We start from the raw sequence: 25,490 nt of genomic DNA, 5'->3' as shown, positions 1-25,490 counted from the left end.
CGTGTCTCCGGGTGGTCCCGGTTATCCGTCTGCTGAGGCTGCTGAATATAGAGAGGAAATCTTTCAGCAGCCTTGCAGACCCGGTGGTGAATAGCGGACGCCGAATCACGTTTCAGCGTCGGGTTTTTTAATGTTTCGTGTAGTACTCAGTGAACCAGCATGCCGGTGAACCAGTAGGCCTGGGCCAACGTGATCAAGCCGACGATCGTTGCAAAGAATAGGCTGTGTTTCAGGGTGAAACGGAACAGATCCGATTCCTTGCCCACCAGGCCGGTTGCCGCGCAGGCTACGGCGATCGATTGTGGCGAAATCATTTTGCCGGTGACGCCGCCACTGGTATTGGCTGCCACGAGCAATGTGTCGTTGACACCGATCTGGTGCGCGGTTGTCGCTTGCAGCGAGCCGAACAGCGCATTGGACGAGGTATCGGAGCCGGTCAGGAACACGCCCAGCCAACCGAGGAATGGCGAGAAGAACGGAAACGCTGCGCCAGTTCCGGCCAATACCAGGGCCATGGTTGATGACATGCCCGAGAAGTTGGTGACGAAGGCGAATGCCAGCACCATGCCGATGGACAGAATAGGCCAGCGCAGTTCGTAGAAGGTCTCCTTCAAAGTGGTAAGACCAGTTCTGAAGTTGATCTTCAAGACGATCATCGAGATGAGTGCCGAGAAGAAAATCGCCGTGCCGGTGGCCGAAATCGGATCGAGCTTGAACACCGCCGGAATCGCCGTGGGGTTGATCACGATAGGGGCGACCTTGATGACCATTTGATCCAGGTGCGGAATTGCGAAGTTGAACACCCAGCCGTACATCGAGCCACCGGCGGCGAACATCGCCTTGAAGGGCTTCAGGGTCCAGATGGTCACCAGCACGGTCAGGATCAGGAACGGTGACCAGGCCTTGATGATTTCCCCCAGGCTGTAGGGCGAAGCCACGGTGCTGCGCGGCTGGCCGAAACCGCCGACGCTGGCGGTGATCGCTGCGCTGGAGGTTGCGCCGGCAATCTGGGCGCCGGCGGTACGCTTGGGCTGCCAGATTTTCAGGAACAGCGTCAGGGATACCAGGCTGGCCAGGGCCGACGTGATGTCCGGCAGTTCCGGGCCGATGAAGTTCGAAGTGAAGTACTGGGTGATGGCGAAACTCAAGCCCGCTACCAGGGCGGCTGGCCAGGTTTCCCGCACACCGCGCAAGCCATCCATCATGAACACCAGCCAGAACGGCACGAACAGCGACAGCAATGGCAGCTGGCGACCGGTCATGGCGCCGATCTTGAAGGCGTCGATCCCGGTGACCTGGCCCGCAACGATAATCGGAATGCCCAGTGCGCCGAAGGCTACCGGAGCAGTGTTGGCGATCAGGCACAGGCCGGCGGCGTAGAGCGGGTTGAAACCCAGGCCGACCAGCAGCGCGGCGGTAATCGCGACGGGAGCGCCGAAACCGGCGGCACCTTCCAGGAATGCGCCGAAGCAGAAGCCGATCAGCAACACTTGCAGGCGTTGGTCATCGGTAATCGACAGCACCGAGCTGCGGATGATTTCGAACTGGCCGCTCTTAACGGTCAGTTTGTAGAGAAACACCGCGGCGACGATGATCCAGGCAATCGGCCAAAGACCATAGGCAAAGCCATAGCCGGCGGCGGCAAACGCCATGTCGGCCGGCATCTGGAAAGCGAAGATCGCGACGGCAATCGCCAAGGCCAGGGTGATGCTGCCCGCCACGTGCCCCTTGAGGCGAAACACCGCCAGGGCAAGGAAGAAAAACACGATGGGAATGACGGCCGCGAGTGCGGACAAGCCTAGGCTGCCGAGCGGGCTGTAAAGCTGTTGCCAGGTTTGCATATTGGGTGAGCCCCTAATTGTTGTTGGTCAGGCACTGGTCAGCGGTTTTGGATAATTGGTAATACCAATTTACAAGCGCTGTCGGCTAGGGTAAAAGCCTTGGTCGTCGTGTGTCAATTTGCCGCTTTGAAACTTTCGTCGAACAAGCGGTGCAGATGGCATCTGATCTGCTGGCATTAATATTTTTTGTCGGGTGTGGACGAGGCCCGGATGGGCCAGAATAGAGAGCCCGGCGAGCCGTCGGGACCGTGGAGAATCGAGTTATGGGGTTTGATCAGATTCGTCAGCGCCGTTTGTCTGACGATATTGTCGAGCGGCTTGAAGGCATGATCCTCGAGGGCACGTTGAAGTCCGGCGAGCGACTGCCGGCCGAACGAACCTTGGCCGAGCAGTTCGGTGTGTCACGCCCTTCGTTGCGTGAGGCAATCCAGAAGCTGACGGCCAAGGGTTTGCTGATCAGTCGTCAGGGCGGCGGCAACTATGTGGTGGAGTCGCTGGGCTCGACGTTCAGTGATCCGCTGCTTCAGCTCCTGGAAAGCAATCCCGAAGCACAGCGTGATCTATTGGAGTTCCGGCATACCTTGGAGGCGTCCTGCGCTTATTACGCGGCATTGCGGGCTACCGAGGTCGATCGCGAGCGGCTGACAGCGGCGTTCGATGAGTTGCAGGATTGTTACTCGCGTCACGAAGAGGTGAGTCGGGCGGAGGAGGGCGCGGCGGATGCGCGCTTTCACCTGGCGATCGCCGAGGCCAGTCATAACGCGGTTTTGCTGCACACCATTCGCGGCTTGTTCGACCTGCTCAAGCGCAACGTGGTGACCAATATCGGCGGCATGTACAAACAGCGCAGCGAGACCCGCGACATGCTGATCAGTCAGCATCGGGAATTGTATCAAGCCATCATGGATGGTCACGCCGAGCTGGCGCGGGAGGTTTCCAGCCGACATATCCTGTATGTGCAGGAGGTGCTGGAAGAGGTGCGTCAGGAAGTGCAGCGGGTTGCCCGGGCGGAGCGGCGCAAGGGGATGTAGCCCTGTTGCGGATCGTGTGGGAGCGAGCTTGCTCGCGATGGCGGTCTGTCTGACACATCAATGCAAGATATGCCGATGCCATCGCGAGCAAGCTCGCTCCCACAGTGGCTCGCGGTCGGGCTAGTCTTCCTTGCCCTTGTTACGCACCGCGCGCTGCAACTCGCGCCCGGCATCGCGTTCGCGCTCGGTGTCGCGCTTGTCGTATTCCTTCTTGCCCTTGCCCAGTGCAATTTCGCACTTGATCAAATGCTTGCTCCAGTACAGCGAGGTACAGACGCAGGCGTAACCCTTCTGCTGCACGGAGGCGAAGAGCTTCTCCAGCTCCCGCTTATTGAGCAGCAGTTTGCGCGAGCGCACAGGATCGGCAATGACATGGGTGCTGGCGGTGGTCAGCGGCGTGATGTGGCTGCCCAGCAGCCAGGCTTCGCCGTCCTTGAGCAGGACGTAACTGTCGACCAGTTGCGCCTTGCCGGCACGCAAGCTTTTTACTTCCCAGCCGGCCAGGACCATGCCAGCCTCGAAACGCTGTTCGATGAAGTAATCGTGTCGCGCCTTTTTGTTTTGCGCGATGGTCCCTGTGGGGTGTTTCTTCTGTTTAGCCATAGGGGCGGCATTATAGGCAGTTGCGTGCGTGTCGGCTACGGTGAAGCACCATGCTTGAGCAGGTTGAATGAATCCCGGACAATGCGGCCTCTTTTTTGAACGCTTGGGCGTGATCACGATGTCGACAGACAAGGTTTCTGTCCACGGCAGTTGGGCTAGCCGCTGGGTCTTCATATTCGCTGCCACCGGTTCGGCCGTGGGGCTGGGTAGTATCTGGAAGTTTCCGTACATGGTCGGCGTCTACGGCGGCGGTGCCTTCGTATTGATGTTCCTGGCATGCATCGCCCTGATCGGTGCGCCGGTCATGTTGGCCGAAACACTGATCGGTCGTCGCGCCCGGCAAAGCCCGGCCAATGCCTTGAAGGTGCTGGCGACGGAGGCGGGCCATTCGGCCAGGTGGTCGTGGGGCGCGTTCGCCGGAATGGTCACGGCACTGTTGATTCTTTCTTTCTACAGTGTGGTTGGCGGCTGGTCCCTGGATTACATCATCGATATGGGCCGGGGAGATTTCCAGGGGGCGACGCCCGATCAGGTCGGCGCCTACTTCGGCAACGTGATCGCCGACCCTTGGAGGCTGACACTTTGGCACACACTTTTCATGGTGCTCTCTGCCGTAGTGATCGCCCGAGGCGTGGTCGCCGGGCTTGAGCGCAGCCTGCGGATCATGATGCCGCTGCTGTTCGTGATGATCCTGGTGCTGCTGGGCTACAGCATGACCACCGGACATTTCATGGAGGGCGTGCATTTCATGTTCGACTTCCAGCCGGAGAAGGTCATGGACGGGCTGCTGCCGGCCATGGGGCATGCGTTTTTCTCCCTCAGCGTTGGGGTCGGCTCGATCATGATCTACGGCGCCTACATGCCCAAGAACGCCTCGCTGACCAGGACTGTCTTCGGCGTTGCGTTGCTGGATACCTTTGTATCGTTGCTCGCTGGGGTAGCGTTGTTCCCGATTGTCTTCGCCGCAGGCCTGAATCCCAGTGAAGGGCCGGGGCTGATGTTCGTCAGCCTGCCTTTCGCCTTCGGCAGCATGCCGTTCGGCCAGGTAATGGGCGTGGTGTTTTTTGTCCTGGTGGCGGTCGCTGCCTGGAGTTCGGCCATTTCCTTGCTCGAACCGATGGTCGCTTACCTGGTTGAACGAACCCGACTGAGTCGCGCCTGGGTCACTTTCTGGCTGGCCTTCACCTGCTGGTTCGTGGGATTGGGTACGGTGTTTTCCTTCAATATATGGAAGCAGGCGAAGTTTTTCGTGAACGAAGGCGGTCTGTTCCACCTCTATCAGTGGGGGGCGACCGGAGGGCTGGATTTCTTCGGAGTGATTGATTTCTTCACGTCGCGGATCATGCTGCCTTTGGGTGGATTGTGTTTCGTGGTGTTTGCAGGGTGGATCATGGGGCGTGACGCGGTGCGCGATGAACTGTCGCTGCGCAGCCCGGTGGTGTTCGCCTTGAGTCAGTTCTTGATGCGCTATGTGGCGCCCATCGGCATCCTGGTAGTGTTTGCCGCCCAGCTGTGGAAGTGACGCTTACATGACGACACATATTCAACGCTCGGCCTTGCTGCCCTACCCGGCGCAGGCGCTGTACGACCTGGTCAACGACGTGGCGAGTTATCCGGAGTTCTTGCCCTGGTGCTCGTCCGCCGAGGTGCTTGAAAGCTCCGAAACTCACATGCGCGCCAGTCTCAATGTGGCCAAAGGCGGATTGAGCCAGCACTTTGTCACGCGTAACACCTTGGTGCCGGGGCAGTCGATCGAAATGAACCTCGAAGAGGGGCCGTTCAATCAGCTCCATGGTGTCTGGGTGTTCAAGCCGCTCGGGGAAAAGGCCTGCAAGATCAGTCTGGATCTGTCGTTCGACTACGCGGGGCCAATCGTGCGGGCGACCTTGGGGCCGCTGTTCAACCAGGCGGCCAATACGTTGGTCGATGCGTTCTGCCAACGCGCGAAGCAGAACGCCGAGCTCAAGCGTTGATCGAAATTGAAGTGGTGCATGCCAGCGTCGACCGCCAGGTCTTGCGCACATGTTTAGTGCCCGAAGGTACCAGTGTTCGCGCTGCGCTGTTGGCGTCGGGTATTGCCGAGGATTTTCCGGAGCTGGACTTGAGCGCGTGTCCGATCGGTATTTTTGGCAAGGTGGTCGCCGATCCGGATCAGCAAGCGGTGCAAGCTTGTGATCGGCTCGAAATTTATCGACCGTTGCTGGCTGATCCGAAAGAAATTCGTCGTCTGCGAGCGGCCAAGGCTGCCCAGGCGCGTCAGGCGGATCAGTAAGCAACGCCTAATTACAGGCAATAAAAAACCCGGCATCCCGGGTTTTTTGTTGTCGCAATTTATTGCGGCGAGGTGTCCAGAGGCTCGGGCGTCGGGACAGGTACGGTCTCGACGTTGTCCACATCCTTCTGGATCTGATCCAGCAACGAACCTGGCTTGGCCGGTTTTTCCGGTTTCGGCTGTTCGGCATTCTGGGTCGGGTCGGTGACGGTCGTACCGCTGTCCTTGCCCATGATGGCCTCATCGCGGCTCACACCAGGCATGAAATCACCCGACAGGCTGACAAGTTGGTCATTGGCATTGAAGATAACGCTGATGCGTTCCTGTTGCCGTTCACCACCGCCTGGCTGCAGGCTGTACAGGTAATCCCAGCGATCGGCATGGAACGTGTCGGTCAGCAGGGGGTTGCCCATGATAAACCGTACTTGCCGACGGGTCATTCCCGGGCGTAACTGGTCTATCATGTCCTGCGTGACGACATTGCCCTGCTGGATGTCGATTTTGTAAACCCCGGGGAATGAACAACCGGCGAGTGCGAGCAGTCCCACGAAGGTGAAACTGGTTAGCAAGAGCTTGGTGTTTTGCATCGGTGGGCGACTTCCACTATCTTGGCTGGGACAACGTAAACGCCGATCATACCCGCATTAAGAGAAGCTGCGAAGCAGCATCGCGAGAAAGCTGACCATGGTTGAAAATAGCGAACTACGCAAAGCCGGCCTCAAAGTGACCCTGCCAAGGGTCAAGATTCTGCAAATGCTCGATTCCGCCGAGCAACGCCACATGAGTGCCGAAGACGTCTACAAGGCGCTCATGGAAGCTGGCGAGGACGTCGGTCTGGCCACGGTTTACCGTGTATTGACCCAATTCGAGGCGGCGGGACTGGTGGCTCGTCATAATTTTGATGGCGGTCATGCTGTCTTCGAATTGGCGGACGGGGAGCACCATGACCACATGGTGGATGTAGAGACTCGCGAGGTAATCGAGTTCGTCAGTCCTGAAATCGAAAAGCTGCAAAAGGCGATTGCTGACGAGTATGGCTTCGATTTGATCGATCACCATCTCGTCTTGCATGTCCGCAAGCGCAAGTAAGTTCGTCACGTAGGCGAAAGCCCGCAAAACGAAAGAAGGCGACCCTCGGGTCGCCTTCTTGCTTTACAGCGCTTTCAGCTTTTTGCCGCAACCACCATTTTTTTGGCATGGGCCAGGGATTCCTTGGTCAGGTCGATGCCTCCCAGCATCCGTGCCACTTCTTCCACGCGCTCGTTCTTGTCGAGCTTGGAGACAGCGGTGCGAGTCGCGTCTTCGCCACGCACCTTGTGCACGAACAAATGCTGATGGCCTTGGGCTGCGACCTGAGGCAGGTGAGTCACCGTCAATACCTGCCCGCGCTCACCCAGCCTGCGCAGCAATTGACCGACGATCTCCGCTGTCGGGCCGCCAATGCCCACGTCGACTTCGTCGAAGACCAATGTCGGTACACGGGATGTCTGCGCCGTGATGACCTGGATGGCCAGGCTGATGCGCGACAACTCACCGCCGGACGCCACTTTTGCCAGGGCCTTGAGCGGTTGCCCGGGGTTGGCACTGACCAGTAGCTCCACTTGTTCCAAGCCATTGGGCTGAAGCTCGTCGCCGGCGTTGGGGCGCAGTTCGATGGTAAATCGGCCGCCTGGCATGCCAAGGCGCTGGATTTCCTGCTCCACGGCACCGGCCAGGCCGGTGGCGGCCTTACGGCGCAGTTCGCTGAGTTCCCTGGCCTTTTCCTGGTAATGCCGCGCGTAGGAAGCCAGCTCATCTGCGAGTCGCTCGATGGATTCATCGTTGGCGTTCAGGGTTTCCAGTTCTTCCAGCAGGCGTTGCTGCAGTTCGACGACTTCGGTTGGCTGGACGCGGTGCTTGCGTGCAAGCGTATAGATAGTGTCCAGGCGTTCTTCCAGGTATTGCAGGCGCGCGGGGTCGGCATCGAAATGATCCATGAACCGGTTCAGTTCGCCGACGGCTTCCTCGACCTGGATCTGTGCGCTGGTCAGCAGGTTGCTGGCCTCGCTCAGGGCGCCCACCGAATTGCTGACACTGGAGAGCCGGTTCAGGCTCGCCGTCAATGCGCTGAGCACATTGCCCGAGTCGCTTTCGCTGCATTGTTCGACTACCTGGCGGCAGACGCCCAGCAGTGCTTCGGCGTTGGTCAGGTTCTTGTGTTCCTGTTCCAACTCCTCCAGTTCGTTTTCACCCAGGGCCAGGTTCTCCAGCTCTTCGAGCTGGTAGCTCAAGAGTTGGTGGCGGGCGCGTTGCTCGTCGCCGGAATTGGCGAGTCGGTCCAGCTCCTGCCGGGTCTGGCGCCAGCGTTGGGCTGCCAGGTGAACCTGGCGGGCCAGGTCGGTGGCTCCGGCGTATTCGTCGAGCAGGCGGCGATGGGTATCGGTCTTGAGCAGGGACTGGTGTTCATGCTGGCTGTGAATATCGATCAGCAGTTCGCCTAGTGCTTTCAGATCACCCAGCGGGCAAGGGGCGCCATTGATATAGCCGCGGGAGCGACCTTCGGCGGTGATGACCCTGCGCAGGATGCATAGGCCGTCGGTGTCCAGGTCCCGTTCGGCCAGCCACGCGCTGGCTTCGGGAATGTCGACCAGGTCGAAAGTTGCCAGGATGTCGGCCTTGTCTGCGCCGGGGCGCACCACGCCGCTATCGGCACGATCACCCAGGGTCAGCCCGAGGGCATCGAGCATGATCGATTTGCCAGCGCCGGTTTCACCGGTAATCACGCTCATGCCCCGGTCGAGTTCGAGGTCGAGATGTTCGACGATGGCGTAGTTGTGTACGGACAGGTGCACCAGCATAAGGCCGCTCCCAGGCTTTAGGTCTGGTTATTTATACAGTGTTTTGTCGCGAGCTGACAATGCCTGGCCTTAGCTCCATTTGCTTGGATTGCGTGGTTTTTTAGCGCGGCTGGGAATGATATGCAGCTGTTTTTTGTAAGGTTAATTCGTCGCGCGGCCCTTGAAGCTGAAAAACGTGGCCCCATATACCGGGGCAGAAGCGCGAGTCGAGCTCGCGGACGAAGTTGAAAGGAGAAATCTATGGCTGACGAACAGACGCAGGATACGCAAAATCTAGACGCCAATCAGGCTCCCCAGGATTCGGGCGAAGACCTGTCGGCTCGTGTACAAGTGCTCGAAGAGCAACTGGCCGGTGCTCAGGATCAGGCGTTGCGCGTAGCAGCCGACCTGCAGAATGTCCGCCGCCGCGCCGAGCAAGACGTGGAAAAGGCCCACAAATTCGCCCTGGAGCGTTTCGCCGGCGACCTGCTGCCGATCATCGACAGCCTGGAGCGCGGCCTGGAGCTGTCCAACCCGGACGACGAGAACATCCGTCCGATGCGTGAAGGCATCGAGCTGACGCTGAAAATGTTCCAGGACACCCTCAAGCGTTATCAGCTTGAAGCGATCGATCCCCACGGTGAACCCTTCAACGCCGAGCACCACCAGGCCATGGCGATGCAGGAAAGTGCCGACGTCGAGCCGAACAGCGTGCTGAAAGTGTTCCAGAAGGGCTACCTGCTCAACGGCCGCTTGCTGCGCCCGGCCATGGTTGTGGTCAGCAAGGCGCCAGCGCCGGTTTCGCCTTCTATCGATGAGCAGGCTTGAAATCGGGCGCAACGGCCCCATTAAGAAGTCAAGCGTTTAAGTACTACCGCAGTTAGCCACCACTGCTGCGGCAAAAAAATTCAAGTTCCGGGAGAGTTAACATGGGCAAGATTATCGGTATCGACCTGGGGACCACCAACTCGTGCGTCTCCGTGCTGGAAAACGGCAAGGCCAAAGTCATCGAGAATGCTGAAGGCGCGCGTACCACGCCGTCGATCATCGCTTACGCCAACGATGGCGAGATCCTGGTGGGCCAGTCCGCCAAGCGTCAGGCTGTGACCAATCCGCATAACACCCTGTACGCGGTGAAGCGTCTGATCGGTCGCAAGTTCGACGAAGAAGTCGTGCAGAAAGACATCAAGATGGTGCCGTACAAAATCGCCAAGGCTGACAACGGCGACGCATGGGTTGAAGTGAACGGCCAGAAAATGGCGCCGCCACAGATCTCGGCTGAAATCCTGAAAAAAATGAAGAAAACCGCCGAAGACTACCTCGGCGAGCCAGTGACTGAAGCGGTCATTACCGTTCCTGCGTACTTCAACGACAGCCAGCGCCAGGCGACCAAAGACGCCGGCCGCATCGCTGGCCTGGACGTGAAACGTATCATCAACGAACCAACCGCAGCCGCTCTGGCCTACGGTATGGACAAGGCCAAAGGCGATCACACCGTGATCGTTTATGACCTGGGTGGCGGTACTTTCGACGTTTCCGTGATCGAAATTGCCGAAGTCGATGGCGAGCACCAGTTCGAAGTATTGGCAACCAATGGCGATACATTCCTGGGTGGTGAAGACTTTGACATCCGCCTGATCGACTATCTCGTCGATGAGTTCAAGAAAGAAAGCGGCATGAACCTCAAGGGTGACCCGCTGGCCATGCAGCGTCTGAAAGAGGCCGCTGAGAAAGCCAAGATCGAACTGTCCTCGAGTCAGTCGACCGACGTGAACCTGCCGTACATCACCGCAGACGCTACCGGTCCGAAGCACCTGAACGTGAAAATCTCCCGCGCCAAGCTCGAAGCGCTGGTGGAAGACCTGGTTCAGCGCACCATCGAACCTTGCCGTATTGCGATGAAGGATGCCGGTATCGACGTCGGCTCGATCAACGACGTGATCCTGGTCGGTGGCCAGACCCGTATGCCGCTGGTCCAGAAGCTGGTTACCGATTTCTTTGGTAAAGAAGCACGTAAGGACGTGAACCCGGACGAAGCCGTTGCCATGGGTGCTGCCATCCAGGGTGCCGTTCTGGCCGGCGACGTGAAAGACGTTCTGCTGCTCGACGTCAGCCCGCTGACCCTGGGTATCGAAACCATGGGCGGCGTGATGACCGCGCTGATCGAGAAAAACACCACGATTCCTACCAAGAAATCCCAGGTGTTCTCGACGGCCGACGACAACCAGAGCGCCGTGACCATCCACGTGCTGCAAGGTGAGCGTAAGCAAGCGGCCCAGAACAAGTCCCTGGGCAAGTTCGACCTGGCCGAGATTCCACCGGCGCCACGCGGTGTGCCACAAATCGAAGTGACCTTCGACATCGACGCCAACGGCATCCTGCACGTCGGCGCGAAAGACAAGGCCACCGGCAAGACCCAGTCGATCGTGATCAAGGCCAACTCCGGCCTGTCCGAGGAAGAAATTCAGCAGATGGTTCGCGACGCTGAAGTCAACGCCGAGGAAGACCGCAAGTTCGAAGAGCTGGCCAGCGCTCGTAACCAGGGCGACGCCTTGGTTCACTCGACCCGCAAGATGGTTGCCGATGCCGGTGACAAAGTGACCGCTGAAGAGAAGACCGCGATCGAAGCCGCCGTGGTTGCCCTTGAAGCTGCCGTCAAAGGCGACGACAAGGCTGCCATCGAAGCGAAGATCGAAGAGCTGTCGAAAGTCTCCGCGCCAGTGGCCCAGAAGATGTATGCCGAGCAGGCCCAGCCAGCTGAAGGTGCTGCGCAGCAAGGCGAATCGGCCGAGAAAGCCGATGACGTGGTCGACGCTGAGTTCGAAGAAGTGAAAGACAACAAGTAATCGCTTGTTGGTCGGCCGGTTGACTGCGTTTGTGCGGTGGCTGGTAGGATGTCGCCGCGCGGGAGCTTGCTCCCGCGTTGGCGTGTCTGGAGTCAGTGAATTTTTACAGCATGCGACAGCGTTCGGGTGCTGGCGGTGTGTTCGGGAATGCTCCTGCTTTCCGGGCGATATGCGCCGAGACCAGGATCGTTGAATCGACGTGAGTTGGGTCCGGGCCTGTATTGGGGCTCAACGAGTTTGGCAAGGTTCAGGAGAGGTTTGCCGGACGTCCTATAAGAGTGCAAAGACTAATGGCGAAGCGTGATTTTTACGAAGTATTGGGTGTCGAGCGGGGAGCCAGCGAGGCAGAGCTGAAAAAGGCCTACCGTCGCCTGGCGATGAAGCACCACCCAGACCGTAATCCCGGCGATAAAGCGTCGGAAGAGATGTTCAAGGAAGCCAACGAGGCTTACGAAGTTCTGTCCGATTCCAGCAAGCGCGCGGCCTACGACCAATACGGGCATGCCGGTGTCGACCCGAGCATGGGGGGTGGCGGTGCCGGTTTCGGCGGCCAGAACTTCTCCGATATCTTCGGCGATGTGTTCAGTGATTTTTTTGGCGGCGGCCGCGGCGGCGCCCGTGGTGGTGCCCAGCGTGGCAGCGATTTGCGCTACACGCTGGAGCTGAACCTGGAAGAAGCGGTGCGTGGTACCACGGTCAATATCCGGGTGCCGACGCTGGTCAATTGCAAGCCGTGCGACGGTTCGGGCGCCAAGAAGGGCTCTTCGCCGGTCACCTGCCCGACTTGCGGCGGCATCGGCCAGGTTCGCATGCAGCAGGGCTTCTTCTCGGTCCAGCAGACCTGCCCGCGTTGCCATGGCCAGGGCAAGATCATTTCCGATCCGTGCGACTCCTGCCACGGCGAAGGGCGTGTCGAAGAGTACAAGACGCTGTCGGTCAAAGTACCGGCCGGTGTCGACACCGGTGACCGCATTCGTCTGTCCGGCGAAGGCGAGGCGGGTGCCCAGGGCGGCCCGACCGGCGATCTGTATGTAGTGATCAACGTGCGCGAGCACGCGATCTTCCAGCGTGATGGCAAGCATCTGTTCTGCGAAGTGCCGATCAGTTTTGTTGATGCGGCCTTGGGCGGTGAGCTTGAAATCCCGACCCTTGATGGTCGCGTCAAGCTGAAGATTCCCGAAGGGACGCAAACCGGCAAGCAGTTCCGCATTCGCGGCAAGGGCGTGGCTCCAGTGCGTGGCGGCGGTGCGGGCGACCTGATGTGCCGCGTCGCGGTAGAGACACCGGTCAACCTGAGCCGGCGCCAGCGGGAGCTGTTGGAAGAGTTCCGTAGTTCCCTGGCGGATGACAACAGCCACTCGCCGAAAACCACCGGTTGGTTCGAAGGTGTGAAGCGCTTCTTCGGCGATCTGTAAGGAGTGGGCATGCGACGTATAGCTGTGATGGGCGCCGCGGGGCGTATGGGCAAGGCGCTGGTCGAGGCGGTGCAGCAGCGCTCGCCGCTCTCTGGCCTGACGGCTGCCATTGTCCGGCCCGACAGTACGCTGGTGGGCGCCGATGCTGGCGAGCTGGCCTCGATCGGGCGTATCGGCGTGCCGATGTCCGGTGGGCTGGAAAAGGTACTCGATGAGTTTGACGTCCTGATCGACTTCACCCTGCCGGAAGTCATGCTGAAAAACCTCGCCACCTGCCGCAAGGCTGGCAAGGCCATGGTCATCGGCACGACCGGCCTGGATACCGCGCAGAAGCAATTGTTGGCCGATGCCGGCAAGGACATACCGATCGTGTTCGCGGCGAACTTCAGCGTGGGCGTGAATCTCTCGCTCAAGCTGCTGGACCTGACGGCGCGGGTGTTGGGTGATGATGCGGATATCGAAATCATCGAGGCGCATCACCGTCACAAGATCGATGCGCCTTCGGGAACAGCCTTGCGCATGGGCGAGGTGATTGCCGATGCGCTGGGTCGTGATCTGCAGGAAGTGGCTGTGTATGGGCGCCAGGGGCACACCGGTGCGCGTGAGCGAGACACCATCGGTTTCGCGACCGTGCGTGGTGGCGACGTGGTAGGTGATCACACCGTGCTGTTCGCCACCGAGGGTGAGCGCCTGGAGATTACGCACAAGGCGTCGAGTCGGATGACTTTCGCCAAGGGCGCCGTGCGTGCCGCGCTGTGGCTGGATGGTCGCGAACCCGGCTTGTACGACATGCAGGACGTTCTCGACCTGCGTTGATGCCTTCAAGGCGGGGTTCAGGTTACACTGAGCCCCGTTTTACACCGCTTCGCGACGGCCTGTCGCATTCCCCTGCCTTTAAGGCTCATTAGCGGTGGACCAAAAAAGCCTTTTTCTGTAAGCTACAGCTTTAGTGTGTCCACTAAAAGCGCGCAGAATAATTCAGTGAACAAGCGGGGTGACGTGTCCATACGTCACTCCGCTTTTTTACAACCTGCGATCGCCCTTTCAGGCTTTATTTACGGGAGGTCTTCTTGACTAAGCCAGCCATACTCGCCCTTGCTGATGGCAGCATTTTTCGCGGCGAAGCCATTGGAGCCGACGGTCAGACCGTTGGTGAGGTGGTGTTTAACACCGCAATGACCGGCTATCAGGAAATTCTTACCGATCCTTCCTACGCCCAGCAAATCGTTACCCTGACTTACCCGCATATCGGCAACACCGGCACCACGCCGGAAGATGCCGAGTCTGATCGTGTCTGGTCCGCTGGCCTGGTCATCCGCGACCTGCCGCTGGTAGCGAGCAACTGGCGTAACAAGATGTCCCTGTCCGACTACCTGAAAGCCAACAACGTCGTGGCGATCGCCGGTATCGACACCCGCCGCCTGACTCGCATCCTGCGGGAAAAAGGCGCGCAGAACGGCTGCATCATGGCCGGTGACAATATTTCCGACGAGGCCGCCATTGCCGCTGCCCAGGGTTTCCCAGGCCTCAAAGGCATGGACCTGGCGAAAGTCGTCAGCACTCAGAAGCAGTACGAATGGCGCTCCTCGGTCTGGGACTTGAAAACCGATAGCCACGCGACGATCGAGGCTTCCGAACTGCCGTATCACGTGGTCGCTTACGATTACGGCGTCAAGCTGAACATCCTGCGCATGCTGGTCGCGCGCGGTTGCCGCGTAACCGTAGTGCCGGCCCAGACCCCGGCGGCCGACGTCCTGGCCCTCAAGCCCGACGGCGTGTTCCTGTCCAACGGTCCGGGTGACCCGGAGCCATGCGACTACGCGATCCAGGCGATCAAGGACGTGCTGGAAACCGAGATCCCGGTATTCGGTATCTGCCTGGGGCACCAGTTGCTGGCCCTGGCTTCGGGCGCCAAGACCCTGAAAATGGGCCACGGCCACCACGGTGCCAACCACCCGGTCCAGGACCTGGATACCGGTGTCGTCATGATCACCAGCCAGAACCACGGTTTTGCGGTTGACGAGGCGACCCTGCCGGCCAACGTACGGGCCATCCACAAGTCGCTGTTCGACGGCACGCTGCAAGGCATCGAGCGTACCGACAAGAGCGCGTTCAGCTTCCAGGGCCACCCTGAGGCGAGCCCGGGCCCGAACGATGTGGCGCCGCTGTTCGATCGCTTCATCAATGAGATGGCCAAGCGACGCTGACCGCGTGAAACCCGAGGGCGGCCCCGGAAACGGTGGCCCCCGCGGGCGCTTCAAAGATTGTTCGACGGCCTAGCCGACTGACCTGCGGATTTGAGTGACAAACCCATGCCAAAACGTACAGACATAAAAAGCATCCTGATTCTCGGCGCTGGCCCGATCGTGATCGGCCAGGCCTGCGAATTCGACTACTCCGGCGCCCAGGCTTGCAAGGCCCTGCGCGAAGAGGGTTATCGCGTCATCCTGGTAAACTCCAACCCGGCCACCATCATGACCGACCCGTCGATGGCCGACGCCACCTACATCGAACCGATCAAATGGCAGACCGTTGCCAAGATCATCGAGAAGGAGCGCCCGGACGCATTGCTGCCGACCATGGGTGGCCAGACCGCACTGAATTGCGCTCTGGACCTAGAGCGCGAAGGCGTCCTGGAGAAGTTCGGTGTGGAAATGATCGGCGCCAATGCCGACACCATCGACAAGGCCGAAGATCGTTCGCGCTTCGACAAGGCGATGAAATCCATCGGCCTGGACTGCCCACGCTCGGGCATCGCCCACAGCATGGAAGAAGCCAACGCCGTGCTGGAACGCCTCGGCTTCCCGTGCATCATCCGTCCGTCCTTCACCATGGGCGGCACGGGTGGTGGCATCGCCTACAACCGTGAAGAATTCGAAGAAATCTGCGCCCGTGGCCTGGACCTGTCGCCAACCAAGGAACTGCTGATCGACGAGTCCCTGATCGGTTGGAAAGAATACGAAATGGAAGTTGTCCGCGACAAAAAGGACAACTGCATCATCGTTTGCTCCATCGAAAACTTCGACCCGATGGGCGTGCACACTGGCGACTCGATCACCGTTGCGCCGGCCCAGACCCTGACTGACAAGGAATACCAGATCCTGCGTAACGCCTCCCTGGCGGTACTGCGCGAGATCGGCGTGGAAACCGGTGGCTCCAACGTCCAGTTCGGCATCTGCCCGAACACTGGCCGCATGGTGGTCATCGAGATGAACCCGCGCGTGTCCCGTTCGTCGGCCCTGGCCTCGAAGGCCACCGGTTTCCCGATCGCCAAGGTCGCCGCCAAGCTGGCCGTCGGCTACACCCTGGACGAACTGTCGAACGACATCACCGGCGGCAAGACTCCGGCGTCCTTCGAGCCGTCCATCGACTACGTGGTGACCAAGCTGCCGCGTTTCGCCTTCGAAAAATTCGCCAAGGCTGACGCGCGCCTGACCACCCAGATGAAATCGGTGGGTGAAGTCATGGCCATCGGCCGGACTTTCCAGGAATCCTTGCAAAAAGCCCTTCGTGGCCTGGAAGTGGGTGTCTGCGGCCTCGATCCGAAGCTGGACCTGAGCAAGCCGGAAAGCATGAGCGAGCTCAAGCGCGAGCTGACCGTGCCGGGCGCCGAGCGTATCTGGTACGTGGCGGATGCCTTCCGCGCCGGCATGACAGTCGAGCAGATTTTCGACATGAACATGATCGACCCTTGGTTCCTGGTGCAGATCGAAGATCTGATCAAGGAAGAAGAGAAGGTCAAGACCATGGGCATGTCCAGCATCGATCGCAGCACGATGCTGGGTCTCAAGCGCAAGGGCTTCTCCGACATGCGCCTGGCCAAGCTGCTGGGTGTGACCGAAAAGAGCCTGCGCACTCACCGCCACAAGCTGGAAGTCTTCCCGGTCTACAAGCGCGTCGACACCTGCGCGGCCGAGTTCGCCACCGACACTGCCTACCTGTACTCCACGTACGAAGAAGAGTGCGAAGCCGCGCCTTCGACCCGGGACAAGATCATGATCCTGGGCGGCGGTCCGAACCGGATCGGCCAGGGCATCGAGTTCGACTACTGCTGCGTGCACGCTGCACTGGCGCTGCGCGACGATGGTTACGAAACCATCATGGTCAACTGCAACCCGGAGACCGTTTCCACCGACTACGACACCTCTGATCGCCTGTACTTCGAGCCAGTGACCCTGGAGGACGTGCTGGAAATCGTCCGTGTCGAGAAGCCAAAAGGCGTGATCGTCCAGTACGGCGGGCAGACCCCTCTGAAACTGGCCCGCGCCCTCGAAGCCGCCGGCGTGCCGATCATCGGCACCAGCCCGGATGCTATCGACCGCGCCGAAGACCGCGAACGCTTCCAGCAGATGGTCGAGCGCCTGAACCTGCGCCAGCCACCAAACGCCACCGTGCGCAGCGAAGACGAAGCGATTCGTGCGGCGGCGAAGATCGGTTATCCGCTGGTGGTGCGCCCGTCCTACGTACTGGGCGGCCGTGCGATGGAAATCGTTTACCAGGAAGACGAACTCAAGCGCTACCTGCGCGAAGCGGTCCAGGTGTCCAATGACAGCCCGGTTCTGCTCGACCACTTCCTCAACTGCGCCATCGAAATGGACGTGGACGCGGTCTGCGACGGCAAGGATGTCGTGATCGGCGCAATCATGCAGCACATCGAGCAGGCAGGCGTTCACTCCGGTGACTCCGCCTGTTCGCTGCCGCCGTATTCGTTGCCGGCTCACATCCAGGACGAGATGCGTGAACAGGTCAAGAAAATGGCCCTGGAGCTCGGGGTTGTCGGCCTGATGAACGTGCAGCTGGCGCTTCAGGGCGAAGACATCTATGTCATCGAAGTCAACCCGCGCGCCTCCCGGACCGTACCGTTCGTGTCCAAGTGCATCGGTGTTTCCCTGGCGATGATCGCTGCTCGCGTGATGGCTGGTAAAACCTTGGCGGAGCTGAACTTCACCAAGGAAATCATCCCGAACTTCTACAGCGTGAAAGAGGCGGTGTTCCCATTCGCCAAATTCCCTGGCGTTGACCCGATCCTCGGCCCGGAAATGAAATCCACCGGTGAAGTGATGGGCGTTGGCGACACCTTCGGCGAAGCCTTTGCCAAGGCCCAGATGGGCGCCAGCGAAGTTCTGCCAACAGGCGGCACGGCGTTCATCAGCGTGCGTGATGACGACAAGCCACTGGTTGCGGGCGTGGCCCGTGATCTGATCAACTTGGGTTTCGAAGTGGTCGCCACTGCCGGTACCGCCAAGCTGATCGAGGCGGCGGGCCTGAAAGTGCGCCGCGTGAACAAGGTGACCGAGGGTCGTCCGCACGTGGTCGACATGATCAAGAATGACGAAGTCACGCTGATCATCAACACCACCGAAGGCCGTCAATCGATCGCCGATTCCTATTCCATTCGTCGCAATGCGCTGCAGCATAAGATCTACTGCACCACGACTATTGCTGCCGGCGAAGCGATCTGCGAAGCGCTCAAGTTCGGACCCGAGAAGACCGTACGTCGCTTGCAGGATCTACATGCAGGATTGAAGGCATGAGCATAACCAAGTACCCGATGACTGTTCAGGGCGCGAAGGCCCTGGAGGAAGAGCACGCTTTCCTGACCAAGGTCGAGCGTCCGCGCTTGAGCCAGGCGATCGGTGAAGCCCGTGAACTGGGCGACCTGAAGGAAAACGCCGAATACCACGCTGCCCGAGAGGAGCAGGGTATGGTCGAGGCGCGTGTCCGTGACATCGAGGGTCGCATGCAGAATGCGGTGATCATCGACGTCACGACGATTCCGCACACTGGCAAAGTGATTTTCGGCACTACCGTGGAAATCGCCAACGTCGAGACTGATGAAAGCGTCACTTACCAGATCGTTGGCGAGGACGAGGCGGACATCAAGCTCGGCAAGATTTCAGTCGGCTCGCCTATCGCCCGCGCCTTGATTGCCAAGGAAGAGGGTGATGTGGTTGCCGTGAAGACACCTGGCGGTGTCATTGAGTACGAGATTGTCGAAGTCCGTCATATCTGAACGAAGGCACCCGCTGCGTGCGGGTGCCATGATCTGGCAGCTCACCCAGATGTTATGGGTGGGCGGCGTCTGGTTGTTGCATATCGGTCTGCTGCCGGTGCTGGGTCAGATCGGCCTGGCACCGCTGCTGATCGATGAAATCGCAGGTATGCTGACGGCGCTGCTGGTGGGTTTTTCGGCAGTGTGCGTGATCTTCCAGGCTTTGGTGCTGGTTCAGGCCGAGGGCCTTGGCAGTCTATGGCGCGACATCCGTGGGCAATTGCTGCTCATGGCCTTGTACGCTTGCGGGATGTTCCTGGCGGTGCGTCTCGGCTGGCCGGATGCGAGCCAATGGCAGGTATTCAGCTACCTGGTGCTGGGTTTTTCCGGCCTGGTGCTGGTGCTGCAGCCTGTTCCCGGATGGAGCGGCAGGGTGCGCGAAGCACACCCTTGACCCTTTGCATCATTTGAAGCGGTGAACGTTCGACAGTTGCTTGTTGACGCTGAAGTTCTTGCGATAAATCAGCGCCATCTTGCCGATGACCTGGACCAGGTCAGCCTTGCCGACCTTGCACAGCTCGGCAACGGCAGCCAGGCGGGCTTCGCGGTCGAGGATGTTGAGCTTGATCTTGATCAGCTCGTGATCGCCGAGGGCGCGTTCCAGTTCAGCGAGGACACCTTCAGTCAAACCGTTGTCAGCCACAGTCAAAACCGGTTTCAGATGGTGGCCGATGGATTTGTATTGTTTCTTCTGCTCTTGAGTGAGCGGCATAATCTGACCCCTGCGTCTGATCTTGTAAAAAGCGGCGGCCAGTTTACCCGAGCGAGTCCGGGACCGCCCACTTAATCACGACCCGATTTATTTTTCAGAGGTGGCCCGTGGCCCGTTCCAAGACTAGCCAGAACTGGCTCAGAGAGCATTTCAACGATCCGTACGTCAAAATGGCGCAAAAAGACGGTTATCGCTCGCGCGCCAGCTATAAATTGCTGGAGATCCAGGAGAAGGATCGCCTGATTCGTCCTGGCATGACCGTGATCGACCTCGGCGCAGCGCCGGGTGGCTGGTCGCAGGTGACCAGTCGTCTGATTGGCGGCCAGGGGCGATTGATCGCTTCGGACATCCTGGAAATGGACAGCATCCCTGACGTGACCTTTATTCAGGGTGATTTCACCGAGGACGCCGTATTGGCGCAAATCCTCGAGGCCGTCGGAAATACGCAAGTCGACCTTGTGATTTCCGATATGGCCCCCAATATGAGTGGATTGGCGGCTGTCGACATGCCTCGTGCAATGTTCCTCAGCGAGCTGGCCCTGGATCTGGCGGGGCGGGTTCTGCGTCCGGGTGGTGATTTCCTGATCAAGGTCTTCCAGGGTGAAGGCTTCGATGAATACCACAAGGGCATGCGCAAATTGTTCGACAAGGTGCAGATGCGCAAGCCTTTGTCGTCCCGCGACCGCTCTCGCGAGCAGTATCTGCTGGCGCGAGGGTTTCGCGGAATTGAAGGCGCTTCCAGTGATGAGCGGCTTTGAAAGAGGCCGATAGTTTTTTTTGTATCGCATTGCGGGCGTCGCGTAACGAAAATTGCGCGAGTCAAAGTTTCACAAAGGGTTACAGACGGCGCCTGCCAGAGTCGCAGGTAATGTAGTAAGTTAGGCCGGTGAATATCATGCGAAGCGCGCGCCAGTAGCGGAGCTTGCTTCAGAGGGTAGTTAATTGAACGATATGGCAAAGAATCTGATCCTGTGGTTGATCATCGCCGCTGTCCTTGTGACCGTGATGAACAACTTCTCCAGCCCTAACGAGCCGCAGACCCTCAACTATTCCGATTTCCTCCAGCAGGTCAAGGAAGGCAAGGTCGAGCGCGTAGCCGTTGATGGTTATGTGATTACCGGCAAGCGCAGCGATGGCGATAGCTTCAAGACCATTCGTCCGGCGATCCAGGACAATGGTCTGATCGGCGACCTGGTGGACAATCATGTTGTGATCGAAGGCAAGCAGCCTGAGCAGCAAAGTATCTGGACCCAGCTCCTGGTCGCGAGCTTCCCGATCCTGGTGATCATCGCGGTGTTCATGTTCTTCATGCGCCAGATGCAGGGCGGGGCTGGAGGGAAGGGCGGGCCGATGAGTTTCGGCAAGAGCAAGGCCCGACTATTGTCCGAAGATCAGGTCAAGACCACCCTGGCTGACGTCGCCGGTTGCGATGAAGCCAAGGAAGAGGTCGGCGAGCTGGTTGAATTCCTTCGCGATCCGGGCAAATTTCAGCGCCTGGGCGGGCGTATTCCCCGCGGCGTGCTGATGGTGGGGCCACCTGGTACCGGTAAAACCTTGCTCGCCAAGGCAATCGCCGGCGAAGCCAAGGTTCCGTTCTTCACAATTTCCGGTTCCGACTTCGTCGAGATGTTCGTCGGCGTCGGTGCCAGCCGTGTCCGCGATATGTTCGAGCAGGCGAAGAAGCACGCACCATGCATCATCTTCATCGACGAAATCGACGCCGTTGGTCGCCACCGTGGTGCCGGCATGGGCGGCGGTCATGATGAGCGCGAGCAGACCCTCAACCAGTTGCTGGTCGAGATGGACGGTTTCGAGATGAATGACGGCATCATCGTGATTGCCGCTACCAACCGTCCGGATGTGCTCGACCCTGCGCTGCTGCGTCCAGGTCGTTTTGACCGCCAGGTCGTGGTGGGGCTGCCGGACATTCGTGGTCGCGAGCAGATTCTGAAGGTTCACATGCGCAAGGTGCCAATGGGAGATGACGTTGCTCCGGCGGTCATCGCTCGCGGCACACCGGGTTTCTCCGGTGCTGACCTGGCGAACCTGGTAAACGAAGCGTCACTGTTTGCTGCTCGTTCCGGCAAGCGTGTCGTGGAGATGAAGGAATTCGAACTCGCCAAGGACAAGATCATGATGGGCGCCGAGCGCAAATCCATGGTCATGTCGGAAAAGGAAAAGCAGAACACCGCTTACCACGAGGCGGGACATGCCATCGTCGGTCGTGTCGTGCCTGAGCATGATCCGGTGTACAAGGTTTCGATCATTCCGCGCGGTCGTGCGCTGGGTGTGACGATGTTCCTGCCGGAAGAGGACCGTTACAGCCTGTCCAAGCGCGCGCTGATCAGCCAGATCTGTTCGCTGTACGGTGGCCGTATCGCCGAGGAAATGACGTTGGGCTTTGACGGCGTGACGACGGGTGCCTCCAACGACATCATGCGCGCAAGCCAGATTGCCCGGAACATGGTTACCAAGTGGGGCTTGTCCGAAAAGCTTGGTCCGTTGATGTATGCCGAGGAAGAGGGCGAAGTGTTCCTGGGTCGCGGCGGCGGTGGCCAGCATGCAAGCTTCTCTGGTGAGACGGCCAAGCTGATCGACTCGGAAGTTCGCAGCATCATTGACCAGTGCTACGGCACGGCCAAGCAGATCCTTACGGACAACCGCGACAAACTGGACGCGATGGCTGACGCACTGATGAAATATGAAACCATCGATGCCGAGCAGATCGACGACATCATGGCCGGCCGCACACCTCGTGAGCCTCGTGACTGGTCCGGTGGTGGCACGGGTACCTCCGGTACGCCGCCAGCGGTACAGGGTGAGCGTCCCGAGACGCCCATCGGTGGTCCGGCCGCCGACGTCTAAGGCTTGAAATGACTTCTGTTCAGTCCTCTAACCGGTTGCCTTGCGGCAACCGGTTTCTTGATTTGGCCCGTGCGCACGTCATGGGCATTCTTAATGTCACTCCCGATTCCTTTTCCGATGGCGGAAGATTCTGCCAGCTCGACGCTGCATTGCGGCATGCCGAGGCCATGGTGGCGGCGGGCGCAACGCTGATCGATGTTGGTGGTGAATCGACCCGTCCCGGTGCGCGGGCGGTGTCACCTACCGAAGAGCTGGAGCGAGTGGCGCCGATTGTCGAGCGTATACACCGCGAGCTTGATGTCATCATTTCGGTTGATACCTCTACGCCAGCGGTCATGCGCGAGGCAGCGCGACTGGGGGCGGGGCTGATCAATGATGTCCGGTCCTTGCGGCGCGACGGTGCGCTGGACGCCGCGGCGGCAACCGGTTTGCCGGTGTGCCTGATGCATATGCTCGGCGAGCCGGGGACCATGCAGGACGATCCGCACTATGATGATGTGACCAGGGAAGTGGCCGGGTTCCTCGCGGAGCGCCTGGACCAGTGTGCTGCCGTGGGCATCCCTGCCGAGCGGATCATCCTTGATCCCGGGTTTGGCTTTGCCAAGACCCTGGCTCACAACCTGAGCCTGTTCAAACATATGGAAGCCTTGCATGCCCTGGGGCGGCCCCTGTTGGTTGGCGTCTCGCGAAAGAGCATGATAGGCAATGCCTTGGGCCGCCCGGTGGGAGAGCGCCTGTATGGCGGTCTCGCCCTGGCTGCATTGGCCCTTACCAAAGGTGCGCGCATTTTACGCGTGCATGATGTAGCCGAAACGATGGATGTCGTGCGGATGATCGACGCTGTGGATTCAGCCGAATAAGAATGACGGAGCACTTATGAGCAAGAAATATTTTGGCACCGACGGTATTCGTGGTCGGGTCGGCGAATACCCTATTACCCCTGATTTCATGCTCAAGCTCGGCTGGGCCGCTGGCATGGCGTTCCGCAAGATGGGCGCATGCAAGGTGCTGGTCGGCAAGGACACGCGAATTTCCGGCTACATGTTCGAATCGGCTCTTGAGGCCGGTCTTACGTCGGCGGGCGCCGATGTGATGTTGCTGGGCCCGATGCCGACGCCGGCCATTGCCTACCTGACTCGTACATTCCAGGCCCAGGCGGGCATTGTGATCAGTGCTTCGCACAATCCTCATGATGACAACGGCATCAAGTTTTTCTCTGGCAAGGGCACCAAACTGCCGGACGAAATCGAGCTGATGATCGAAGAGCTGCTGGATGCGCCGATGACGGTGGTCGAGTCGAGCAAGATCGGCAAGGTGTCGCGGATCAACGATGCATCGGGTCGTTATATCGAGTTCTGCAAAGGCAGTGTTCCGACCGGTACGAGCTTTTCCGGTCTGAAAATCGTTGTCGATTGCGCGCATGGCGCAACCTATAAGGTCGCTCCCAGCGTTTTTCGCGAATTGGGCGCCGAGGTGGTGGTGCTCTCTGCCCAACCCAACGGGCTGAACATCAACCACAATTGCGGCTCGACCCATACCGAGGCATTGCAGGCTGCGGTCCTGGCCGAACATGCCGATCTAGGGATCGCTTTCGACGGTGACGGTGACCGGGTGTTGATGGTCGACCATACCGGTACGGTCGTTGATGGTGATGAGTTGCTGTTCATCATCGCGCGCGATCTGCATGGTCGCGGCAAGCTGCAGGGCGGCGTGGTTGGTACGTTGATGAGCAACCTCGGGCTTGAATTGGCCTTGGCGGATCTGGATATCCCGTTCGTACGGGCCAATGTCGGCGATCGCTACGTGATCTCTGAATTGCTGGAGCGCAACTGGGTGATCGGTGGCGAGAACTCCGGCCACATCGTCTGTTTTGACCATACCACCACCGGTGATGCGATCATCGCTGCCCTGCAAGTGTTGATGGCGCTCAAGGCGCGTAACGAGGGGCTTGCGCAGTCGCGCCAGGCGTTGCGTAAATGTCCGCAAGTGTTGATCAATGTGCGCTTCGGCGGAGGTGTCAATCCTCTCGAGCACACGACGGTCAAGCAGGCCAGCGAACGCGTAACGCAAGCAATGGCTGGCCGTGGGCGGGTGTTGTTGCGCAAGTCTGGCACGGAGCCTTTGGTGCGTGTCATGGTCGAAGGCGAGGATGAAGCACAGGTCCGCGGTTATGCCGAAGAGCTGGCGAAGCTGGTTACTGAAGTTTCTGCCTGAATTCGGCTTGCCAGTCATGAATCGGTTGGGTAACATCTGCGCCCACTTTGACCGACGAGGTACAGCATGCGTCGCCCTATGGTAGCTGGTAACTGGAAGATGCACGGTACCCGCGCCAGCGTCGCTGAGCTGATCAAGGGCCTTCGTAACCTGGCCTTGCCAAGCGGTGTTGATGTAGCGGTGTTCCCGCCTTGCCTGTATATCAACCAAGTGGTTGATGGCTTGAAAGGCAAATCGATTTCGGTGGGTGCACAAAACTCTGCAGTGGAATCCATGCAGGGTGCGTTGACCGGTGAAATTGCGCCGAGTCAGCTGGTGGACGCAGGATGTTCACTGGTCCTGGTCGGTCATTCCGAGCGTCGCCTGATCATGGGCGAGCAGGATAAGACCCTGATTCGCAAATTTGCCGCGGCACAGGCTTGTGGTCTGATCCCGGTGTTGTGCGTAGGGGAAACCCTCGAACAGCGTGAGGCAGGCAAGACTCTCGAAGTTGTTGCTCGCCAGTTGGGCAGCATCATTGAGGACCTGGGTGTCGGTGCGTTTGCAAAGGCAGTCATTGCTTACGAGCCGGTCTGGGCCATTGGCACCGGGCTGACTGCTTCGCCTCAACAAGCGCAGGATGTGCACGCCGCCATCCGCGCGCAGTTGGCGCAAGAAAATTCTGAAGTGGCACGAGGTGTGCGGCTTCTATACGGCGGCAGCGTGAAGGCGGCCAATGCGGTCGAACTGTTCGGCATGCCGGATATCGATGGGGGGCTCATTGGTGGAGCGTCCCTGAATGCAGATGAGTTCGGTGCGATCTGTCGCGCCGCGGGAAACTGAA

At 59.4% G+C, this 25,490-nt stretch carries 23 protein-coding genes; 18 read left to right on the top strand and 5 right to left on the bottom strand.

Features of this window, described 5'->3' with window-relative positions; genetic code table 11:
* Positions 1–146: 146 nt before the first annotated feature.
* On the bottom strand, positions 147–1,841 hold the full coding sequence (locus J3P89_RS24635; protein WP_434695911.1) for a lactate permease LctP family transporter: 1,695 nt from the start codon (positions 1,839–1,841) through the stop codon (positions 147–149).
* Between the two features lie 263 nt (positions 1,842–2,104).
* Between J3P89_RS24635 and J3P89_RS24630 the strand changes: the two genes are divergently transcribed.
* Complete coding sequence (locus tag J3P89_RS24630; RefSeq protein WP_434653717.1) at positions 2,105–2,872, top strand: GntR family transcriptional regulator; 768 nt, start codon at positions 2,105–2,107, stop codon at positions 2,870–2,872.
* Between the two features lie 120 nt (positions 2,873–2,992).
* Here J3P89_RS24630 and smpB read toward each other — a convergent pair whose 3' ends face one another.
* A complete protein-coding gene (smpB, locus tag J3P89_RS24625; protein ID WP_030139770.1) occupies positions 2,993–3,475 on the bottom strand; it encodes an SsrA-binding protein SmpB in 483 nt (160 codons plus the stop codon).
* Between the two features lie 118 nt (positions 3,476–3,593).
* Here smpB and J3P89_RS24620 point away from each other — a divergent pair, with 118 nt between their 5' ends.
* From J3P89_RS24620 to J3P89_RS24610, 3 genes are read left to right on the top strand one after another with little or no spacing between them, the layout of a single operon-like run.
* Positions 3,594–4,997: a sodium-dependent transporter gene (locus tag J3P89_RS24620; RefSeq protein ID WP_434695909.1), complete on the top strand. Its 1,404-nt coding sequence runs from the start codon at positions 3,594–3,596 to the stop codon at positions 4,995–4,997.
* A gap of 7 nt (positions 4,998–5,004) precedes the next feature.
* Positions 5,005–5,448 carry a type II toxin-antitoxin system RatA family toxin gene (locus J3P89_RS24615; RefSeq protein WP_305496926.1) on the top strand — a complete coding sequence of 148 codons (444 nt, stop codon included), beginning with the start codon at positions 5,005–5,007 and terminating at the stop codon, positions 5,446–5,448.
* On the top strand, positions 5,445–5,747 hold the full coding sequence (locus J3P89_RS24610; RefSeq protein ID WP_434695908.1) for an RnfH family protein: 303 nt from the start codon (positions 5,445–5,447) through the stop codon (positions 5,745–5,747). The genes J3P89_RS24615 and J3P89_RS24610 overlap by 4 nt, the downstream gene beginning before the upstream one ends.
* A gap of 59 nt (positions 5,748–5,806) precedes the next feature.
* On the opposite strand, the gene bamE is transcribed toward J3P89_RS24610, so the two are convergent.
* Entirely contained in the window at positions 5,807–6,334 is a 528-nt protein-coding gene (gene bamE, locus J3P89_RS24605) for an outer membrane protein assembly factor BamE (protein ID WP_305496923.1), read from the bottom strand.
* Positions 6,335–6,431: 97 nt separating this feature from the next.
* Between bamE and fur the strand changes: the two genes are divergently transcribed.
* The gene (gene fur, locus J3P89_RS24600) at positions 6,432–6,836 is read left to right on the top strand and encodes a ferric iron uptake transcriptional regulator (protein ID WP_305496921.1); all 405 of its coding nucleotides are present in this window, start codon (positions 6,432–6,434) and stop codon (positions 6,834–6,836) included.
* 74 nt (positions 6,837–6,910) lie between these two features.
* Here fur and recN read toward each other — a convergent pair whose 3' ends face one another.
* Positions 6,911–8,584: a DNA repair protein RecN gene (recN, locus tag J3P89_RS24595; RefSeq protein ID WP_434695906.1), complete on the bottom strand. Its 1,674-nt coding sequence runs from the start codon at positions 8,582–8,584 to the stop codon at positions 6,911–6,913.
* Between the two features lie 240 nt (positions 8,585–8,824).
* On the opposite strand from recN, the gene grpE reads away from it, so the two are divergent.
* From grpE to J3P89_RS24555, 8 genes are all read left to right on the top strand, one after another.
* Entirely contained in the window at positions 8,825–9,391 is a 567-nt protein-coding gene (grpE, locus tag J3P89_RS24590; protein ID WP_181287537.1) for a nucleotide exchange factor GrpE, read from the top strand.
* A 101-nt stretch (positions 9,392–9,492) separates the two neighbouring features.
* A complete protein-coding gene (gene dnaK / locus J3P89_RS24585; protein WP_434602781.1) occupies positions 9,493–11,409 on the top strand; it encodes a molecular chaperone DnaK in 1,917 nt (638 codons plus the stop codon).
* Positions 11,410–11,699: 290 nt separating this feature from the next.
* Positions 11,700–12,824 carry a molecular chaperone DnaJ gene (dnaJ, locus tag J3P89_RS24580; RefSeq protein WP_030139779.1) on the top strand — a complete coding sequence of 375 codons (1,125 nt, stop codon included), beginning with the start codon at positions 11,700–11,702 and terminating at the stop codon, positions 12,822–12,824.
* A 9-nt stretch (positions 12,825–12,833) separates the two neighbouring features.
* A complete protein-coding gene (gene dapB, locus J3P89_RS24575) occupies positions 12,834–13,640 on the top strand; it encodes a 4-hydroxy-tetrahydrodipicolinate reductase (RefSeq protein ID WP_434653713.1) in 807 nt (268 codons plus the stop codon).
* A 254-nt stretch (positions 13,641–13,894) separates the two neighbouring features.
* Positions 13,895–15,031 (top strand): glutamine-hydrolyzing carbamoyl-phosphate synthase small subunit, encoded by a 1,137-nt coding sequence (carA, locus tag J3P89_RS24570; RefSeq protein WP_305496914.1) that lies wholly within the window; start codon positions 13,895–13,897, stop codon positions 15,029–15,031.
* 105 nt (positions 15,032–15,136) lie between these two features.
* On the top strand, positions 15,137–18,358 hold the full coding sequence (carB, locus tag J3P89_RS24565; RefSeq protein ID WP_434695904.1) for a carbamoyl-phosphate synthase large subunit: 3,222 nt from the start codon (positions 15,137–15,139) through the stop codon (positions 18,356–18,358).
* A gap of 2 nt (positions 18,359–18,360) precedes the next feature.
* Complete coding sequence (gene greA / locus J3P89_RS24560; RefSeq protein ID WP_030139783.1) at positions 18,361–18,837, top strand: transcription elongation factor GreA; 477 nt, start codon at positions 18,361–18,363, stop codon at positions 18,835–18,837.
* Between the two features lie 28 nt (positions 18,838–18,865).
* Positions 18,866–19,270, top strand: coding sequence for an MFS transporter (locus J3P89_RS24555; protein WP_434695903.1), 405 nt, complete (start codon positions 18,866–18,868; stop codon positions 19,268–19,270).
* Between the two features lie 9 nt (positions 19,271–19,279).
* Here J3P89_RS24555 and J3P89_RS24550 read toward each other — a convergent pair whose 3' ends face one another.
* On the bottom strand, positions 19,280–19,588 hold the full coding sequence (locus J3P89_RS24550; RefSeq protein ID WP_181287543.1) for a YhbY family RNA-binding protein: 309 nt from the start codon (positions 19,586–19,588) through the stop codon (positions 19,280–19,282).
* Between the two features lie 107 nt (positions 19,589–19,695).
* On the opposite strand from J3P89_RS24550, the gene rlmE reads away from it, so the two are divergent.
* The 5 genes from rlmE (at position 19,696) to tpiA (ending at position 25,489) form a co-directional block, all read left to right on the top strand.
* Complete coding sequence (rlmE, locus tag J3P89_RS24545) at positions 19,696–20,346, top strand: 23S rRNA (uridine(2552)-2'-O)-methyltransferase RlmE (RefSeq protein WP_305496908.1); 651 nt, start codon at positions 19,696–19,698, stop codon at positions 20,344–20,346.
* Positions 20,347–20,539: 193 nt separating this feature from the next.
* Entirely contained in the window at positions 20,540–22,453 is a 1,914-nt protein-coding gene (gene ftsH, locus J3P89_RS24540; protein WP_305496907.1) for an ATP-dependent zinc metalloprotease FtsH, read from the top strand.
* An 8-nt stretch (positions 22,454–22,461) separates the two neighbouring features.
* A complete protein-coding gene (gene folP / locus J3P89_RS24535; RefSeq protein ID WP_434695902.1) occupies positions 22,462–23,313 on the top strand; it encodes a dihydropteroate synthase in 852 nt (283 codons plus the stop codon).
* A gap of 16 nt (positions 23,314–23,329) precedes the next feature.
* Entirely contained in the window at positions 23,330–24,667 is a 1,338-nt protein-coding gene (glmM, locus tag J3P89_RS24530; RefSeq protein ID WP_434602785.1) for a phosphoglucosamine mutase, read from the top strand.
* A gap of 66 nt (positions 24,668–24,733) precedes the next feature.
* On the top strand, positions 24,734–25,489 hold the full coding sequence (gene tpiA / locus J3P89_RS24525; protein WP_305496904.1) for a triose-phosphate isomerase: 756 nt from the start codon (positions 24,734–24,736) through the stop codon (positions 25,487–25,489).
* The last annotated feature ends 1 nt before the right edge of the window (position 25,490 follow it).

It is taken from the genome of Pseudomonas sp. Z1-14 (assembly GCF_051132005.1).
GTDB lineage: Bacteria > Pseudomonadota > Gammaproteobacteria > Pseudomonadales > Pseudomonadaceae > Aquipseudomonas.
This window is presented reverse-complemented; position numbering and strand designations above follow the sequence as displayed.

What these genes read in the sequence shown, in the direction of transcription:
- J3P89_RS24635 (WP_434695911.1), bottom strand. Translation starts at nt 1,841, where the DNA reads ATGCAAACCTGGCAACAGCTTTACAGCCCGCTCGGCAGCCTAGGCTTG.
- J3P89_RS24630 (WP_434653717.1), top strand. Translation starts at nt 2,105, where the DNA reads ATGGGGTTTGATCAGATTCGTCAGCGCCGTTTGTCTGACGATATTGTC.
- smpB (WP_030139770.1), bottom strand. Translation starts at nt 3,475, where the DNA reads ATGGCTAAACAGAAGAAACACCCCACAGGGACCATCGCGCAAAACAAA.
- J3P89_RS24620 (WP_434695909.1), top strand. Translation starts at nt 3,594, where the DNA reads ATGTCGACAGACAAGGTTTCTGTCCACGGCAGTTGGGCTAGCCGCTGG.
- J3P89_RS24615 (WP_305496926.1), top strand. Translation starts at nt 5,005, where the DNA reads ATGACGACACATATTCAACGCTCGGCCTTGCTGCCCTACCCGGCGCAG.
- bamE (WP_305496923.1), bottom strand. Translation starts at nt 6,334, where the DNA reads ATGCAAAACACCAAGCTCTTGCTAACCAGTTTCACCTTCGTGGGACTG.
- fur (WP_305496921.1), top strand. Translation starts at nt 6,432, where the DNA reads ATGGTTGAAAATAGCGAACTACGCAAAGCCGGCCTCAAAGTGACCCTG.
- recN (WP_434695906.1), bottom strand. Translation starts at nt 8,584, where the DNA reads ATGCTGGTGCACCTGTCCGTACACAACTACGCCATCGTCGAACATCTC.
- grpE (WP_181287537.1), top strand. Translation starts at nt 8,825, where the DNA reads ATGGCTGACGAACAGACGCAGGATACGCAAAATCTAGACGCCAATCAG.
- dnaK (WP_434602781.1), top strand. Translation starts at nt 9,493, where the DNA reads ATGGGCAAGATTATCGGTATCGACCTGGGGACCACCAACTCGTGCGTC.
- dnaJ (WP_030139779.1), top strand. Translation starts at nt 11,700, where the DNA reads ATGGCGAAGCGTGATTTTTACGAAGTATTGGGTGTCGAGCGGGGAGCC.
- dapB (WP_434653713.1), top strand. Translation starts at nt 12,834, where the DNA reads ATGCGACGTATAGCTGTGATGGGCGCCGCGGGGCGTATGGGCAAGGCG.
- carB (WP_434695904.1), top strand. Translation starts at nt 15,137, where the DNA reads ATGCCAAAACGTACAGACATAAAAAGCATCCTGATTCTCGGCGCTGGC.
- J3P89_RS24555 (WP_434695903.1), top strand. Translation starts at nt 18,866, where the DNA reads ATGATCTGGCAGCTCACCCAGATGTTATGGGTGGGCGGCGTCTGGTTG.
- J3P89_RS24550 (WP_181287543.1), bottom strand. Translation starts at nt 19,588, where the DNA reads ATGCCGCTCACTCAAGAGCAGAAGAAACAATACAAATCCATCGGCCAC.
- ftsH (WP_305496907.1), top strand. Translation starts at nt 20,540, where the DNA reads ATGGCAAAGAATCTGATCCTGTGGTTGATCATCGCCGCTGTCCTTGTG.
- folP (WP_434695902.1), top strand. Translation starts at nt 22,462, where the DNA reads ATGACTTCTGTTCAGTCCTCTAACCGGTTGCCTTGCGGCAACCGGTTT.
- glmM (WP_434602785.1), top strand. Translation starts at nt 23,330, where the DNA reads ATGAGCAAGAAATATTTTGGCACCGACGGTATTCGTGGTCGGGTCGGC.
- tpiA (WP_305496904.1), top strand. Translation starts at nt 24,734, where the DNA reads ATGCGTCGCCCTATGGTAGCTGGTAACTGGAAGATGCACGGTACCCGC.